This window comes from Nostoc sp. T09, from assembly GCF_002154695.1.
In the GTDB taxonomy this organism is placed as follows: Bacteria; Cyanobacteriota; Cyanobacteriia; order Cyanobacteriales; family Nostocaceae; genus Aulosira.
Genome location: NZ_MTAV01000213.1, coordinates 4,798 through 21,128, shown reverse-complemented (window position 1 = coordinate 21,128; position 16,331 = coordinate 4,798). Strand labels below are relative to the sequence as shown.

Genomic DNA, 16,331 nt, shown 5'->3' with positions numbered 1-16,331 from the left:
CTCTCCTTCTAGAAAGAGAGGGGATAGGGGTGAGGTTACGCCGGATAAATCCTTAAGCGGCGATTTGGTTCTTCACCAAAACTATGGGACTTAAGCCGATAATGTTCTACCAACTCATGTTGCATTTTGCGGACTTGGGGAGAACGGGGCAATAACTCGACTGGTTGTCCTTTGGGAATAACTATCTGTTCCACTGCCAGCCTAGCTTCTTCTAAGGCATCCATCTCGTCATCGCTGCCACTGTGTAACAACAGTTGCAGTTCTCGGTCATCGGCTATTTCTGGGTCGTCAATGTTCAGCAACCGCCGCAAGCCACGGGTAATTTGCGGAATTGTGCTGGATTTGATCATGTGGATCGGTACATGACGGGCTTTGGCCATTTGCCTTAATTTGGCATGGTTTTTGACATGCGATCGCAGTGCCAAAATTGCATCAGCAGTATCGATATCTTTTGTCAATACTACTGGCAAAGATAGCACGCTAATTACCTGCTCTAGTTGGTGGCGGCTAACGCCATAGGGGTAAACGTGCAGTGGTAAATCTTCGCCATTGGGTCCCGGCTGTTTGCTGGCACTAAAATCAATGGTATCTGCGTAATTAAAGGATTCATCCAGCAAGCGGTCAAATTCACTGCGTCCAGTAACTCTTTCCCGCTCTACAGAAGGAGGCGGTAAAGCTACCATCTGTCCAGATGAACGCCAGCCATTGGGTTGTCGAGATCCAGCAAAAGAATCTTCCCCACCTGCCAATTGTCCACCACCGCGACCGTTAACTACCGACAGCTGTCGGGTAATTGCTACCTTACCTTGCTCGTCAACGGTTCTAGTTTGCGGACTAGGCTGGCGTCCCCTCAGAAGAGTATCTACTGTGTCAGCAACGCTTTCGTGTACTACCCAGCGTTGCCGTTCTAACATTTCCACAGCAATCTCAAAGGTGGGCGGAGCTTTCCGTTCCAAAACAGTCTTTTGACTGCCCCGGCGTCTCGCTTCGTCATCTCCTAACGTCACCGCTTGGATACCCCCCACCAAATCAGAAAGTGTAGGGTTTTTGATCAGGTTTTCTATCTGGTTACCGTGAGCAGTACCGACTAGTTGCACACCCCGTTCCGCAATGGTACGAGCTGCCAAGGCTTCTAATTCTGTGCCAATTTCATCAATCACGATGACTTCTGGCATATGGTTTTCCACTGCTTCAATCATCACTTGATGCTGAAGCTCTGGATGAGCTACTTGCATCCGTCTGGCGCGACCAATGGCGGGGTGGGCAACATCACCATCCCCAGCAATTTCATTGGAGGTGTCGATAATTACCACTCGCTTATTAAGGTCATCAGCTAAAACACGGGCAATTTCCCGTAAGGCAGTAGTTTTACCGACCCCTGGTCGCCCCAGCATAAGAATCGATTTACCAGTTTCTACCAAATCGCGAATCATGCCAATGGTGCCGAATACCGCCCGCCCGACCCGACATGTCAGACCAATTATCTTACCGGTGCGGTTGCGAATGGCGCTGATCCGGTGCAAAGTTTGCTCAATTCCTGCCCGATTATCTCCGCCAAAGGTTCCGACTCGCTGAATGCAATCATCTATTTGTTCTTGAGTGACGGGCTTTTCGCTCAGATACTCAGCTTGATTTGGAAAGCGAGCCTCTGGGCGACGACCCAGATCCAAGACTACTTCAACTAAACTGTCTCGTTTAGGATGATCCTCTAGTACTTGTCGTAAGTCTTGGGGCAAAATGTCTAACAACTTTTGGAGATCGTCTGTAATCGTCATGCTTTCTATGGTGACGTTTTTAGAGATAACGAACGAGCGATTAGCGCTCCTGTTGTGACTTGAGCTGGGAAACGAGAGAATGGGCAAGCTCTACAGCCTGCCAAAGTAATACATCGTCTTCTTCCAGGCGGACAGTCGCCTTAACATTGGTGTTACTCACCTCCTGATTTTCTAACTGTTCAAGAATTGGTGACAGCAGTACACGGGCGTAGCTACCGTAGGCCACTCCAGAAATAGATGGGGGGCAGAGGGGCAGGGGGGCAGAGGAGAAGGAAGAATTTTTCTCCTCTGCTTCCTTGCTCCCCTGCTCCCCTGCTCTCTTCAGCAGTTCCATCGCCTTTAACTTGGCAACGGTGTAGCTGTTGGTGCCACCTGCTAACTGCACATATCCCGGTAACTTAGCTGTCAAAACTTTTTGTCCTAATTTCACTGCTGCTAAAGTAGTGCCATCGCCAATATCTCCACTCATCGGACGGCCATCTGTCTGCCAAATTAAGGCATTAGGATGTGGATTAATTAAGCCATACAGTGCTTGAAGGTAATCAATCATCCCTTCGCCGTCGGGACAGCTGATCGCTACTAGCTTTAATTTATCTACCCACGGTAAAATTGCTTGCCATAGTCGCTGAAATTCTACAAACCGCCCTACTTGTGTATGAATTTCTACAGCATCTACTCCTGTTGACATTACTAATGGTGCGATCGCTCCCGGCGTTGACATATATGAGCTTGTATAAATTATATCATATGGACAAATTGGTATGCAACGACCACAGCCGTAGCACTTTTGTGATACCACACCCGAGTAGTTATCTTTTATACTGTTAAACACAATTGCTTGTGCTGGACAAATTTTTTCACAGGGACGAGGGCAGTCATGGGGGCACTCAGTAGCATTAAACTCGGCTTTGCGAAAATGGGGGTCTTCTCCATCATTCAAGCTGACCATCAAAAATGGTAAGTTTCCTTTGTAGCCAAAGCCTCGCTCCTGAGCCTCCCCAGCTAAATTTTTGGCTACTTGCAGCGCTTCTTGCGCTGCTGCAATCACCGCCGGATCAGCTGCCACATCTATACAGTCAGCGCCCGCCAAAGTGTAGGCTAATGTTAAACTTCTGACCGCAGGTAGATGCTGGAAACTGGCTCCACAGATGAGCTTGAACCAGTGACCTTCTTTGAGAGATTGTAAAGGGGTAAACATATCAGTCACACTTCTATTATGCTTTTATGCGACTGAAAAATGTAGTCTCTGATAAATAAAAAGTCCCGATTTCCTCATTTTTACTTCTGAGGTGTTTTACCTATTCATTGCAGATTCGGCTGTCAACCCTTGCTAGAAACAGATTTGACTGTTACTTCAGTAGGAAGTTCACGGCTTGGTTCTAATTACGAAACATAAACAAAAGGTATCAGCAAGGCAAAACTGCAAATTACATCATGTGGTTACGGCCATGAGCAACGTTACTGAGTTGAGCCAAATTAAAGGTGTGTAAATTTTGTATTGTATACTTACACAGTCTTTCAATTTGGTGAAGTACACAATCTAATTTTTAGAATCAGCTATAAAGCCTGTTTTAGTTCTGAATTCTACTGTAAGTGATGAGTCACAATTTAGGATTCAGGTTGTTCTATAGGAATTTCTAGCACAAATTCTGCTCCTTGTCCTGGCGATGAGGAACAAGTTATCTGTCCTCGATGCTTTTGCACTACAATCTGATAGCTAATTGACAACCCCAGCCCACTGCCTTTGCCTACAGTTTTTGTAGTAAAAAAGGGATCAAACAAACGTGATTGTAACGGCTGTTCTATACCAGGTCCATTATCAGCGATCGCAATCTTCACTGTATTTGCCTCCGACACCTTTGTATGAATTTGTATATGCGGATTTTCTGTTAATAGGGTGAAGTTAGGAAGATGCTCATTTTCCTGATTTTCAGCTGTTTTATGATTAATCACCAAGCGATCTAATGCATCAATTGCGTTATTCAATAAATGCATAAATACTTGGTTTAATTCACTAGGATAACAAGTAACTAAAGGCAAAATTCCGTAATCTTTAACTATAGTAATAGTAGGACGATCCACAGTTTCTCGAAGTCGATGTTGTAGCATTACCAAAGCGCTATCGATACCATCATGGATGTTGACTTGCTTCATTACAGCTTCGTCATGCCTGGAGAAGTTTTGTAGTGCTATTACGATATCTCTAATCCGATCTGCACCTCTAGACATTGCACCCATTAGAGTTTGCAGATCCTTCGTTACAAAATTTAAATCTATCTCTTTAACGATTTGCTCAATCTTAGGAGTAGGTTGGGGATATTCCTGTTGATAGGCGGCAATAATATTGACTAAATCTTGCACATATTGACCAGCATATTGGAGATTGCCATAGATAAAACTAATCGGATTATTAACTTCATGAGCAATACCAGCAACTAACTGCCCTAGGGCCACCATCTTTTCGTTTTGAATTTGTTGAACTTGAGCAGCTTTCAAACTATCAAGAGCCTCTGCTAATAAAAGATTTTTTTCTTGAAGTTTAAGTTGGAACAAACGCAAATTAATTTGATTTTCAATTCGTAATATAACCTCTGCTCCATGAAACGGTTTAGTAATATAATCAGCCCCACCAACATCAAAGGCTTTTACTTTATCTAAAATGTCATCCAAAGCACTAATAAAAATTACAGGAACTTCAGCAGTAATTTTGTCACTTTTAAGTTGTTGACAAACTTGATATCCATCCATCTCTGGCATATTAATATCAAGTAAAATTACATCTGGTAAAACTATTCGACATGCAGTCAGTGCCATTTTTCCATTTAAGGCTTTGCGAACTTCATAACCTTGCGCTGTTAACATTGCTGATAAAAGACGCAAGTTATTTGGCGTATCATCGACCACCAAAATATTACCTTTATGATTTTTTTTATTATCTAAATGCATTTTAAATAAACTCTATGCTGAGAATAAGGAATAAAATATTAAATACAGAGTTTGACAAATTGTAAAGATAAATTGGAGAAGATAACCGACCTATAGCAGAAAGCGTTTAAGAGGGGTTTGAATCCCTTGCTTAACCAAAACCAGTAAATTAAAATTTAGTAGGAGTCTTAAAACTAATCTGACAAAGAAAAAAAGGATAATCTCAACCAATAATTTCTGTGGTTTAGCATAGCTGCCTTCCGCCCATATCGGCCCGAAGAGTAAATTAATTATAAATTGCAAAGAATAATTCTGAATACACTTTGCATTCCAAAGCCTTCAAATGTTCATAATCTTAAAAGTGATGAAGTCTGTGCAACAAACAAGTATTGTAGCCAGCGTTAAATCACAAAATATTATTCCATGTGCTAAGTCACAAAGCACAAACCAACCTAATGATGTAAAGAAAAATTAAGCTATCATAATTACTTCACCTTGTGCTTGTGGAAATCATGAATGAAAAATTTGTGTCATCTTTCAGTAGTCTTGGTGTATGCAGTAGATCACGGCTACTTAATATATTTAATTTGACCTACTGATTATAAATTATTACCATTGAGGCGCTGCTGTGAGTAGATTAAGAACTGATTGTTGTTCTATCGGTCTAGAAAATAAAAATCCTTGAGCGAATTCACAGTTTAAACTTCTCAATTGAGCTAACTGTTCTGTAGTTTCGACTCCTTCAGCGATCGCCCTCAATCCCATTGAGTCAGCAATGCCAATCATGGCGGGAACTAAACCTAGATCTTCTTGATTTTCTTGCATCCGTTTGACGAAAGACTTATCAATTTTCAGTGCATTCAAAGGAAAGCTATGCAGGTAGCTTAAAGAGGAATAACCTGTACCAAAATCATCCATAATTAACTTAATTCTTCGCTCTTGTAATTGCTGGAGAATTGTTTTGACTGCATGACTATTTTCCATAATTACACTTTCTGTAATTTCCAGTTCTAAGTTTTCTGGATTTACTTTAGTTTCATAAAGAATTTCATCAATTTGCGCTATTAAATTGGGTTGGGAAAACAACCGTGCACTCAAATTAACGCTAATAGTTAAGGTTTCAGGTATTGCTGGGTCATGTTGCCATAAATGTAATTGTTGACAAGCTGACTGCAACACCCAGGTGTTAATAGCATTAATCAAACCTGTTTCTTCGGCTACAGGGATAAATTCTGCTGGCAAAATTAAACCACGAATTGGATGCTGCCAGCGCACTAGCGCTTCAAAACCAGCTATTTTACCTGTAAGTAGAGAAACAATTGGTTGATAGTAAACAATAAATTCTTGCCTGGCTACAGCCCGCCGCAGGTCGTTTTCTAACTCTAAAAGCTGGATTGCCTCTTGATACATTATCGGATCAAAAACATGATATCTGGCTCTTCCTAAAGCTTTAGCACGATACATTGCTGTGTCAGCATCGCGCAGCAAATATTCTGGGCGATCGTAGTCTCTATTTACCCAAGAAATACCGATACTGGCATTCATAAATACCTCATATCGAGTTAGCTTAAATGGGAGTGATAGTTGCTGGAGAATACGTTCAGCAACCTCAATTACCATATTGATATTTGTTGGGTTTTCTAGCAAAATTCCAAATTCATCGCCGCCTAATCTTGCTATAGTATCCATCGGCATTAAAGATGTTTGTAACCGATGAGAAATGGCTAAGAGTAATTCATCTCCTACCAAATGCCCCAAAGAATCATTCACAACTTTAAAGCGATCGCAGTCTAAATAAAGTAGGGCAAATTGATAATTAGATTCTTGCTTAGCAGTATTTAACGCTTTTTCGATTCGCCTAATAAACAAAACTCTATTTGGTAAACCAGTTAGCGAATCATGCAATGCTATATCTAAAAGTTTACTTTGCAGTTGTTGACGAGATGCGATTTCTCCCTGGAGTTTTTGCAAAGCTTTTTCTAGTTCCCAAGTTCGTTGTTTCACCCTTTGTTCGAGTTCGACGTTGAGCTTGATAACTTCTAGTTGTGCTGCTCTCAGCGCCAATTGATTTTGCACACGTATTAATACTTCTTGCAATTCAAAAGGTTTGCTGATGTAGTCTACACCTCCGACCTTAAAAGCTTTTATCTTGTCAAAAACATCATCTAAGGCGCTAATAAAAATTACTGGAATATTAGCAGTCAGATCCCAAGCTTTAAAACGCTGACAAACCTCATAGCCATCAACCTCCGGCATCATAATGTCAAGTAAAATCAAATCTGGTAATACTGTTTGACAAGCAGTCAAAGCCATTTGCCAGTTTAAAGCTTTGCGAACGTTATATCCTTCTCTGGTCAGGAGTGAGGATAAAACTCGCAGGTTATCTGCCATATCGTCAATAAGCAAAATATCTTTTTTATCAAGGTCTAACCGCTCGTAGTTCATTCTGCGTATGTTCTAGTCAATTCCATAATTTTTTCAAACTGATAGTTGTTTGCTAAATCCCGAAAAAGCCGTAAAAGTTGACTTTTTTCTGGAGGAATTTGCTCAAGCAACTCTAAAATCATGTCATCGCTACAGCTAGCTGCGGCATGACGTATATTCCTTAACCACTGTAGAGGCATCTGGGACAAATGCCACATGAGTTCAGCTTCGCTAGGAAATATCTCTGTTTCTTGACTAGCTGCTGTATTTACAGTCTCTACTGGGCTGATATATTTTACACCCAGATGTTCGCTGACTTTCTCTAGTAATACTTCTTTAGTAAATGGCTTGCGAATAAAATCGTCGCAACCTATTGACAAAATTTTCTGTCGTTCTTCCTCAAAAGCGCTGGCAGTTAAGGCAATAATAATCGGAACGTGCCTGGTTTCCCTACTGGTACATACTGGGACTGTTAACTGTTGACCACCCATGTGCATGGAGGAGTTTGCCAATCTACGTGTTGGGAGTGGTGGTAAAATTTCTTCTCTATAACCCATTTGTTTTTTAATCGCTCTTGTAGCTTCGTAGCCGTCCATAACTGGCATCCGCATATCCATAAAAATCAGGTGTGGTTGCCATTCCAGACATTGGGCGATCGCTTCTTGACCATTACTAGCTTCCTGCACAGTAAAGCCGATAGATGTCAGCATTTTCACTAACACCAGCCGACTATCTCTGATATCGTCAACGACTAAGATACGGTATTCGCCTTGATCGGGTGCTAAGCCAATAACTTGGTGTTTATATTGCTGAATCCGAATTTCGCTGGCTGAAGCTAGGCTAATTTGAATATCGAAGGTAAATTTACTTCCCTCACCCAGACTACTAGTAACAGTAATATCTCCACCCATCATTTGTACGTATTTGCGACTAATCGTTAAGCCTAGCCCTGTTCCCTGTTGCGATTTTCTGCCAGTTTCGGTTTGCCCAAAAGCTTCAAACAAAAGGTCAATTTCTTGAGGAGCAATACCAGGGCCAGTGTCTTGGACTTCAAAAAAGAACCGGAGATCATCTTGCTCCCCTGCTTCCCAGCGCACCCGCAGTACCACAGTACCTTTATTAGTAAACTTGATCGCATTACCTAAGAGATTCAGCAAAACTTGGCGCAGTTTGTTTTCATCAGTCTGCACATATCGAGGCAGATCGGGTGCATATAAAAAGACTAGTTGTAAATCTTTAGAAGCAGCACGGAGGCAAAACATCTCTTCTAAGCTTGTCAACAGGCGAATTAAGTCGAAACTGTTGACATTGAAGGTAGTTTTGCCAGCCTCGATTTTAGACATCTCCAGAATGTCATTGATTAAATTGAGGAGATGCTCACCAGCGCGATTGATAATTGCCAAATTCTCTTTATGTTCAGAAGATAAAGAATTGTCATGGCTCATAACCTGGGTAAAACCGAGAATAGCATTCAGTGGCGTACGCAATTCATGGCTCATATTGGCCAGAAATTTGCTCTTGGCACGGTTTGCCCGCTCGGCAGCTAATCTTCCTCTAGCTGCAATTTTTTGAGATTGAATCAGTTGTTTTTGGGTAGTTTGTAGTTGTTGGATAACTTTTAAGAGTTCTTGAGTACGTTTTTTAACTTGTAATTCTAAAAGGCGATTGTATTGTGTTAATAATTTGTCTGCTTGTTGAGGTTGACTAACGTCAGAAAAGTTAGGGAGCGCAGCAGCAATATTGCCCAATTCGTCATATATTGGCATTCCCAAAGTTTCCATAGGAACCATTTTTTCAGGATGGCGTTCTAGCTCTTTAACTCTGAAGCATTGACCTGGCAAGGCTTTCAATACGGGCAGACGATATCTGACCACAAGCTGCTTTCCACCTACGCTCGTACCACTTATCGGTATAGATGTTACGAATTTATTCGGCTGACTCTGACTTTCAGATAAGACTTTATTTAAAGCTAGATGTTTTGTTTTTAAGTCAGCAACAGGCTCTTGGAAGTGATTTTCAATACTATTAAATAATTTAGCTAAATTTCCCTGTTTGTTGGCAGGCTGATCTTCTGCTGTCTGTGCCCAATTACCTATAGCGATTTTTTTAGCTGATTTATGGAATTGCATAATTAGCTTAATTAACCAATGAGCAGTCAGAATACCAAATTGTGCAACTATTAAAAAGGCGGCTAGACATAAAAAGATAGTAGTGTTGTTAGGTTGAATTTGTTTCATAAAGTCGGCTTCGGAAATCACCACCACAATTAACAAGTCAAGACCAAACTCGTCCTGCCAATTTTTTACCTTGACAAAATAACGCGTTCCTTTGGTGGTAAAGCTAATCTGTTGTTTGCCAACCAGGAACCTCAAGCTGCCAAACCGTTGGCGCAAATATTGAGTTGTGAGTTTAATCACGGAATCTTGATTTTCTGTGGTCAGTAAATGTTTTTCCTGCCTCCGAATGACAGTGTTTGGTAGTTGGCGTGTGGAGGAAGCTACGATTAGTCCAGAACGCTCTAAAATAAAGGTCCTGCCACCGTGACCGACGTTTAAGTTAGCTAAAAAATGACTAATTTTTGATAAGAGCAGATTGATATTAATTACTCCAACTAGTTTGTGAGTGCGATCGTAAAGTGGATAGCTGGAAGATAAGGATATAATTTCTGGTTTATTCTCCCATTGATAAATTTGACTGCTGACGGGCTTGCCAAGATTAACTGCATTTATATACCAAGCCTCTAAGCGGGGATCGTAATTTTTAACTTCCTTAAGATAGCTGCGATTTCCTTGTTTATCTGTAGTGTAAAGATAAAGTTTACCAATACCCTTCTTTTGAGAAACCTCTTTCATCAATAGGGTGCCGTCATTCTGACGTTCAATACTGATAAATTCACCTTTGGGGTTGGCAAATTTACTGTAGCCAATATCTAAAACCCGCATTTGTTTCCAAAGGTAGTATCTGGTTGTTTCCAAGCCAGAAAAATTGAGCAAACCTAGCTGCATCACATCCCCGTTAACTTGATTGATTTGCTGAGGAGTCGTTAAGTATTTATCGAGGTGTTGTTCGATGCGATCGCAGATTTCGCTTGTTAACTGAGTTGCCAGTTCTGTTACCGCTTTTTGTCCGTTTTGAAACGCAAAATAGCCTACCAGTCCCACGGCTCCACAAAGTTGCAACACAATCGGCACAATCAAAGCAGATCTTAGGGGCATTACATTGGTATAAGCTTTCTCAACTAAGCGGTTGAGAGGTTGGACTGTCTTAAGTTTAGATAACATTGTTGTTTGATGTTGTTCCCATTGCTGCGCTAGGGAATCTTTGCTATATAAGCTACAAGTTTTCTCAGGGTTACTACTACTTTTTTTAAAAAAAGGCCATGATGCACTTCGCCTAATTATGTATAAAAAATAGCAGTAATGAATTTAATATAATTGTTTGGCTAACTTAGTTCCTCCTATCTTAAATTTTCAATTTGTGTTGTTAAAGCTTAATATGCTGAGTTTTCTCTGGTAATGCCTCAGCATATTTTCTCTGATGAAGTGTAAAATTATGTTTACACCCATTCGTATTCGCATCTATATTGGTTGAAATTTAACCAATTAACTACAGTATGCCATTCTAGATTGGTTGTCACAATTGACACCAGGATAGAAAGGGGCTTTTGAATTGTTTACCTCTTAAGTACCAAGTCTCTAAACTCTGGTTTTTGGCAAACAATCATACATATTCAATTACAAAACTGTGAAAATTACTAGATAATATAGACCATTAAAAAGTAAAGAAATTTTGGATATTTTTACTTTTTAATTTTCTCTTTTAAGAAAAATTAATTATATTAAGAAAATATTGCGATTTCGTCACCAATTTGTAACATTCTTTCAGATGTTGAGGTAGATAGTCTTGTATTGACACTCAATCTGTAAAAATGATTAAACCGGGATGAAGCTACCCAATCAGGTAAGGTTGCTTGCCGCTGTTTGACAAATATTTTTTGAAACTTGGCATCAGCTTTTCCTGAGTTAGGATCGCGTGTTGGCACTACACACCGTTGGCAAGGCTGAATCCCAGAAAAGCTGACGTTTCCTATGCGAAAGGAGACTGTAGTATCGCTTTGTGTACTAAATAACTGATCTTCCCAAAACGGTGGTACACCGCCGATTTCAATATTGGCACGCATCCGCCGGCGCATTTGTTCAACAGTCATATCGGGAAACCAGGAAGCCACTTCTGTCAAAGTTGCTGTACTAATCACTGTGGGTCCCAGACAGTTGCGATCGTCGGGAAAGCCAGAAAGTGAATTTTGCTGTAATCTCACAGCAAACCCAAAAAAATCGCTCAAAGTTGCTTCTAGCGCCTGCCTTTCCCCATCCAGATGAAAGACTTGTGGTGAGTTACTGTTTGGGATTTGCAGAGATATGGTTCTATTTAAGAGTGCAAATTTTGCTCGCAATAAATGAATTTTGACATGGCCTTTGCCATTGACAACGTCACCGCGTTCATCAAAAATGGCAAATTCACGGTCATATTCTAGTACACCACTAGGGAGAACTTTTGCGTTCTCAACTTCTACACCATCAAACGACTTAATCGGATAGAGTAAAATTTTGGCTAAGTACGGCATTACAAAATATGAATTCGGGGGTAGCTAATCGAGGGATTGGGATTTTAGAATGCAAATATCAACACTAAAACCCCCAATTGAGAATTTTGCTGTTACTTATCTAATTTAGCAAAATTATTCAATTCCCCATCAAAAGCCTAGCTTGTTGATCAATAGATCATCGTTAACTATGGATATAACGGTGACTTATCGATGCCACCAACATGATTGAGGGGCCAAAAACGCAGCACAGCACGACCGATAATATTCTGCTGCGGGACAACACCCCAGCAACGGCTGTCATAGCTACTGTTACGGTTATCGCCCAGCACTAGGTATGAGTTTGCAGGTATAGTCTGAGGTTTTGCTAAGAAGGGCGGCTGCTGTCCAGATGTGCAAACGTCAATTAATGTACGTTGTTGGGTGCTGAGGTACTTGTCTTCTTGGAGGGGTTTGTTGTTAATGTAGACTTTGCCATTTCTGAGTTCTACTTTTTCTCCGGGTAAGCCAATTACACGTTTAATGAAGGCATCCTGGTATTGTTCTTTTTTTAGCTCATCTGTGGGCGAAAAGACCACAATGTCTCCCCGTTGCGGTTCTGAAAACTTGTACTTCAATTTATCTACAATTATCTTGTCTGCCTCCCACTGGTTTGGAGTCCCATGCAAAGTGGGTTCCATTGAGCCAGAAGGAATCCAGCGAGCTTCGGCAACAAAAGTACGAATTCCTAGGGCTAGAACTATGCTTAATATAACTGTTCTACCTAGCTCTGCAATCCAAGAATGATCAGGTTGTTGACTAGAATTATTATCAGACACTTGATTTTGCATGAAATTACTGAAGTAATGAAAAGATGCTGTGATTAACTCGCCAAGGAGAACTACATCTGTTGAGATTTAAGTAGGAGAACTGTGATTTTATAGTTATGTTGCCATTTTTTACAGGAATATACATAGATAAAAATAAACTTTTTTCTAACCTGCGACAAAAATTGACTCCTAAGAGTGCAACCAAGTTTAACCTAAAAAGATAGTTCTCTGTAATGCATAGTCCTCTACCTGAATATTGTTAACTCCATGTCATCTCCAAAAAGTTTACTCATTCGTCGCGCCCGTATAATTCTACCTAATGGTGAATTAATAGTTGGGGATGTGCTGACGCGCGATCGCCAAATAGTCGAAGTTGCACCAGAAATCTCAACACAAACGCCCACAACAGAAATTGACGCAGCTGGGTTAACTTTGTTGCCGGGAGTAATAGATCCGCAGGTGCATTTCCGCGAACCAGGACTAGAACACAAGGAAGATTTGTTCACCGCTAGTTGTGCCTGCGCCAAAGGGGGAGTAACTTCCTTTCTAGAAATGCCCAACACGCGTCCCTTGACTACTAACCAACAAACTTTAGACGATAAGTTACAACGCGCCTCCTCTAAGTGCTTAGTTAATTATGGCTTTTTTATCGGTGCAACAGCAGAGAATCTGCCAGATTTACTGACCGCCAAGCCGACACCAGGAATTAAAATTTTCATGGGGTCAATGCATGGTCAGTTATTAGTTGACCAAGAAGCGGCCCTAGAGGCGATATTTGCTCAAGGAGATCGCTTAATTGCCGTTCATGCTGAAGACCAAGCTAGAATTAACCAACGTCGCCAAGAATTTGCTGGTATTCACGATCCGGCAATTCATTCTCAAATTCAAGATAATCAAGCGGCACTATTGGCAACTAAGCTGGCATTAAAGCTTTCTAAAAAATACCAGCGTCGGCTGCATATTCTGCATATGTCAACCGCCGAAGAAGCGGATTTACTGCGTCAAGATAAACCAAGTTGGGTCACCGCAGAGGTAACACCACAGCATCTATTATTAAATACCAGTGCTTATGAAAAGATTGGCACCTTAGCACAGATGAATCCACCTTTGCGATCGCCTCATGATAATCAAGTTCTGTGGCAAGCTTTGCGAGATGGTGTCATTGACTTTATCGCCACAGATCACGCACCCCACACCTTAGCAGAAAAAGCTCAAGAATATCCTAATAGTCCCTCTGGGATGCCTGGGGTAGAAACTTCTCTGGCTTTAATGCTAACCGCAGCTATGGAAGGACAATGTACTATTGCCCAAGTTGTGCATTGGATGTCTAATGCTGTGGCTGTAGCTTATGGTATTCCTAACAAGGGTGCGATCGCTCCTGGTTATGATGCTGATTTAGTACTTGTAGATTTAAATACTTACCGTCCAGTCCGGCGTGAAGAACTGTTAACAAAATCTGGTTGGAGTCCTTTTGAAGGCTGGAATCTTACTGGATGGGCTGTCACAACTATTGTTGGTGGTGAAATTGTCTATGACAAAGGCAAGCTAAATACAGAAGTCCGCGGTCAAGTTTTAACTTTCTTGTAGCCAATTCTTATTTAAAACTTACGTACTGTACAACTGTAAATCATTACACCTCAAGGTTATGGTATGACTGGCAAGGTTTAGGTGTGCCAGAGCCATTGCTAGAGATTATTTGAGCGTATAGACTTGTCGCTTGAAGAGAATTTCTCAGTTGAAGCCCTAAATTATTGGGTCTTCAGGTGATAAATGCTGTTTGCGACACAGTTCTTTATGCTTGAACTTTTTAGCGATCATCAATTGCCTGAAGCACTATATCCAAAAAATCACTATATGGAATGGATAAATAAGGAGAATAAATATGTCTTTCAAAATCCTAAGTTTAGATGGTGGCGGTATGCGTGGAGTCATCTCAGCACGCATACTCCAAGAAGTTGAGCAACAAGTTAGAAAGCAGAAAGGCCAGAAGTTAAATGAATACTTCGACCTAATTACTGGTACTTCTACTGGGTCAATTCTAGCAGCCGGCATTGCTTTAGGTAAGACGAGTGCAGAACTGATTGATTTATATATCAACGAGGGTAGGCGGATATTTCCACTTAAACAAAAAAACCGCTACCAAAGGTTTCCAACCTTTGTAAAACCCATTCTTGAAGCATTGTCACCAACTAAATATTCTCATGAAGGGCTGATTAAAGTCTTAATAGATAAGTTGGGATACACCAGAATTCAAGATATAGATAGTCCCATTATTTTGATTCTGGCTTACGATACCCTTTATCGCAACACAACATTTTTTACAAATTGTCATCCAGATCTGGGATACCGTTGGTACGATGAATGCTATTTATGGGAGTTATGTGTCGCCTCTGCATCAGCTCCTTCGTTTTTTCCGCCATATAAATTAGAGCCTGTCAATCAACAGAAATTTGGTAACTGGGTGTTTCCTCATATCGATGGTGGAGTATCAGCTAATAATCCTGCTTTAGCAGCACTGAGTTTGGTGATGAGGATCAGTCAATCTTCGGATCGGCTTGTCCCTCCAGAAACAAAGCGCAAATATAAACTAGAAAATCTCCAAATGAAGGATATCGCCATCCTTTCTATTGGGACGGGACAAACTGGTGAACCATATCAATTTGATCAAGTACACAAATGGAAGCCCTTGGACTGGGCACAACATATTACTGATATATTTATGGAACCTACATCTGAGATTAATAGCACCATTTGTCGACAACTTATGGGTGGATATGAATCTCAACGTTATTTACGGCTTCAGTTTGATTTAAATGAGAGATTTAAGGTGCACCCAGGAGAGACATACAAGGATACTCGCATTGTATTGCGACCGGAAGAGCGAAAAAACAAGTATACAGGTAAAAAAGTCAGCGAAGAAATAGATGACGCTAGCCCAGAGGTTATTCAAGAGTTGATAGATGCGACATCTGCATTTATTCATCAAGGACATACTTACTATACAAGAGATGATTTAGGCCCAAATGTCAAAGAAGCGATCGCCTCTTTTATTGCTCTTAACTAGTGCATCTGCTGAGAAATATATTAATATATTCAAATAATAGGATTAACTTCAGGGAAATCTCGTAAAATACGAGGTTTCCGCGTATTTATACGAGCCAAACTAATGATTATTATTGATGTTTCAGTAATAATTCTATATTTTCATCTAGTAATATCTTGTAATAGAAAAGTAATAAATAAAATTCTCTAAAATATTAATTAATTAATATTATATTTTTCTGTATAAATATTGAATGCTTGTGTAAGCAATAAACATATATCTCCGTTATACTGCTTAAAAAAATTTAGGTTTTTTCCCTTTTATTACATAAGTTCGGTATTTAAGTATGTTAATTCTCCTTCTAAATAATTAAAGAGAAATCATTAGGATAAAAATAATTTAAATCTATTCTGTAAAAACTCTGTTCTCAAAAAAATATAAGTCTAGATATGCTTAAATAACACAGCTTTAAAATCTGTGTTTAGCAAAATATATTATTGCTTGTATCTGGCTATATTTGTCAGATTGATTATTACTGTTTAGCAAATTACAGCAGAAACTACCTAACAATCATTGCAACAAAATCAAACATCTAAATTATTAAGGTAATCTCAGGAAGAAAATCATAATGCCAGCAGATTAACAACTTTCAGGCTTATTTCTATGAGCCATGAGATCAATCCTTAACTAAGTTTTTTCTTGAGTGCAAGCATTGATTACTTGTAGACACATAGTGTCTTTAGGGTGCATCT

At 40.2% G+C, this 16,331-nt stretch carries 9 protein-coding genes; 2 read left to right on the top strand and 7 right to left on the bottom strand.

Going from position 1 to position 16,331, the window contains the following annotated elements; genetic code table 11:
* Positions 1-35: 35 nt before the first annotated feature.
* The 7 genes from BV372_RS32125 to lepB all read right to left on the bottom strand — a co-directional run bounded on the left by BV372_RS32125 (position 36) and on the right by lepB (position 12,557).
* Entirely contained in the window at positions 36-1,775 is a 1,740-nt protein-coding gene (locus BV372_RS32125) for a R3H domain-containing nucleic acid-binding protein (protein WP_086691177.1), read from the bottom strand.
* Positions 1,776-1,815: 40 nt separating this feature from the next.
* On the bottom strand, positions 1,816-2,982 hold the full coding sequence (ldpA, locus tag BV372_RS32120; RefSeq protein WP_086691175.1) for a circadian clock protein LdpA: 1,167 nt from the start codon (positions 2,980-2,982) through the stop codon (positions 1,816-1,818).
* A gap of 401 nt (positions 2,983-3,383) precedes the next feature.
* Entirely contained in the window at positions 3,384-4,721 is a 1,338-nt protein-coding gene (locus tag BV372_RS32115; protein ID WP_086691174.1) for a response regulator, read from the bottom strand.
* A 588-nt stretch (positions 4,722-5,309) separates the two neighbouring features.
* On the bottom strand, positions 5,310-7,145 hold the full coding sequence (locus tag BV372_RS32105; protein ID WP_086691170.1) for a GGDEF domain-containing response regulator: 1,836 nt from the start codon (positions 7,143-7,145) through the stop codon (positions 5,310-5,312).
* Entirely contained in the window at positions 7,142-10,405 is a 3,264-nt protein-coding gene (locus BV372_RS32100) for a hybrid sensor histidine kinase/response regulator (RefSeq protein ID WP_086691169.1), read from the bottom strand. The genes BV372_RS32105 and BV372_RS32100 overlap by 4 nt, the downstream gene beginning before the upstream one ends.
* Before the next feature lie 557 nt (positions 10,406-10,962).
* Positions 10,963-11,748 (bottom strand): MOSC domain-containing protein, encoded by a 786-nt coding sequence (locus BV372_RS32095; protein ID WP_086691167.1) that lies wholly within the window; start codon positions 11,746-11,748, stop codon positions 10,963-10,965.
* A gap of 167 nt (positions 11,749-11,915) precedes the next feature.
* Entirely contained in the window at positions 11,916-12,557 is a 642-nt protein-coding gene (gene lepB, locus BV372_RS32090; protein ID WP_086691165.1) for a signal peptidase I, read from the bottom strand.
* A 246-nt stretch (positions 12,558-12,803) separates the two neighbouring features.
* Here lepB and BV372_RS32085 point away from each other — a divergent pair, with 246 nt between their 5' ends.
* Positions 12,804-14,123 (top strand): dihydroorotase, encoded by a 1,320-nt coding sequence (locus BV372_RS32085; RefSeq protein WP_086691163.1) that lies wholly within the window; start codon positions 12,804-12,806, stop codon positions 14,121-14,123.
* A gap of 295 nt (positions 14,124-14,418) precedes the next feature.
* Positions 14,419-15,600: a patatin-like phospholipase family protein gene (locus tag BV372_RS32080; protein WP_086691161.1), complete on the top strand. Its 1,182-nt coding sequence runs from the start codon at positions 14,419-14,421 to the stop codon at positions 15,598-15,600.
* Positions 15,601-16,331: the final 731 nt, after the last annotated feature.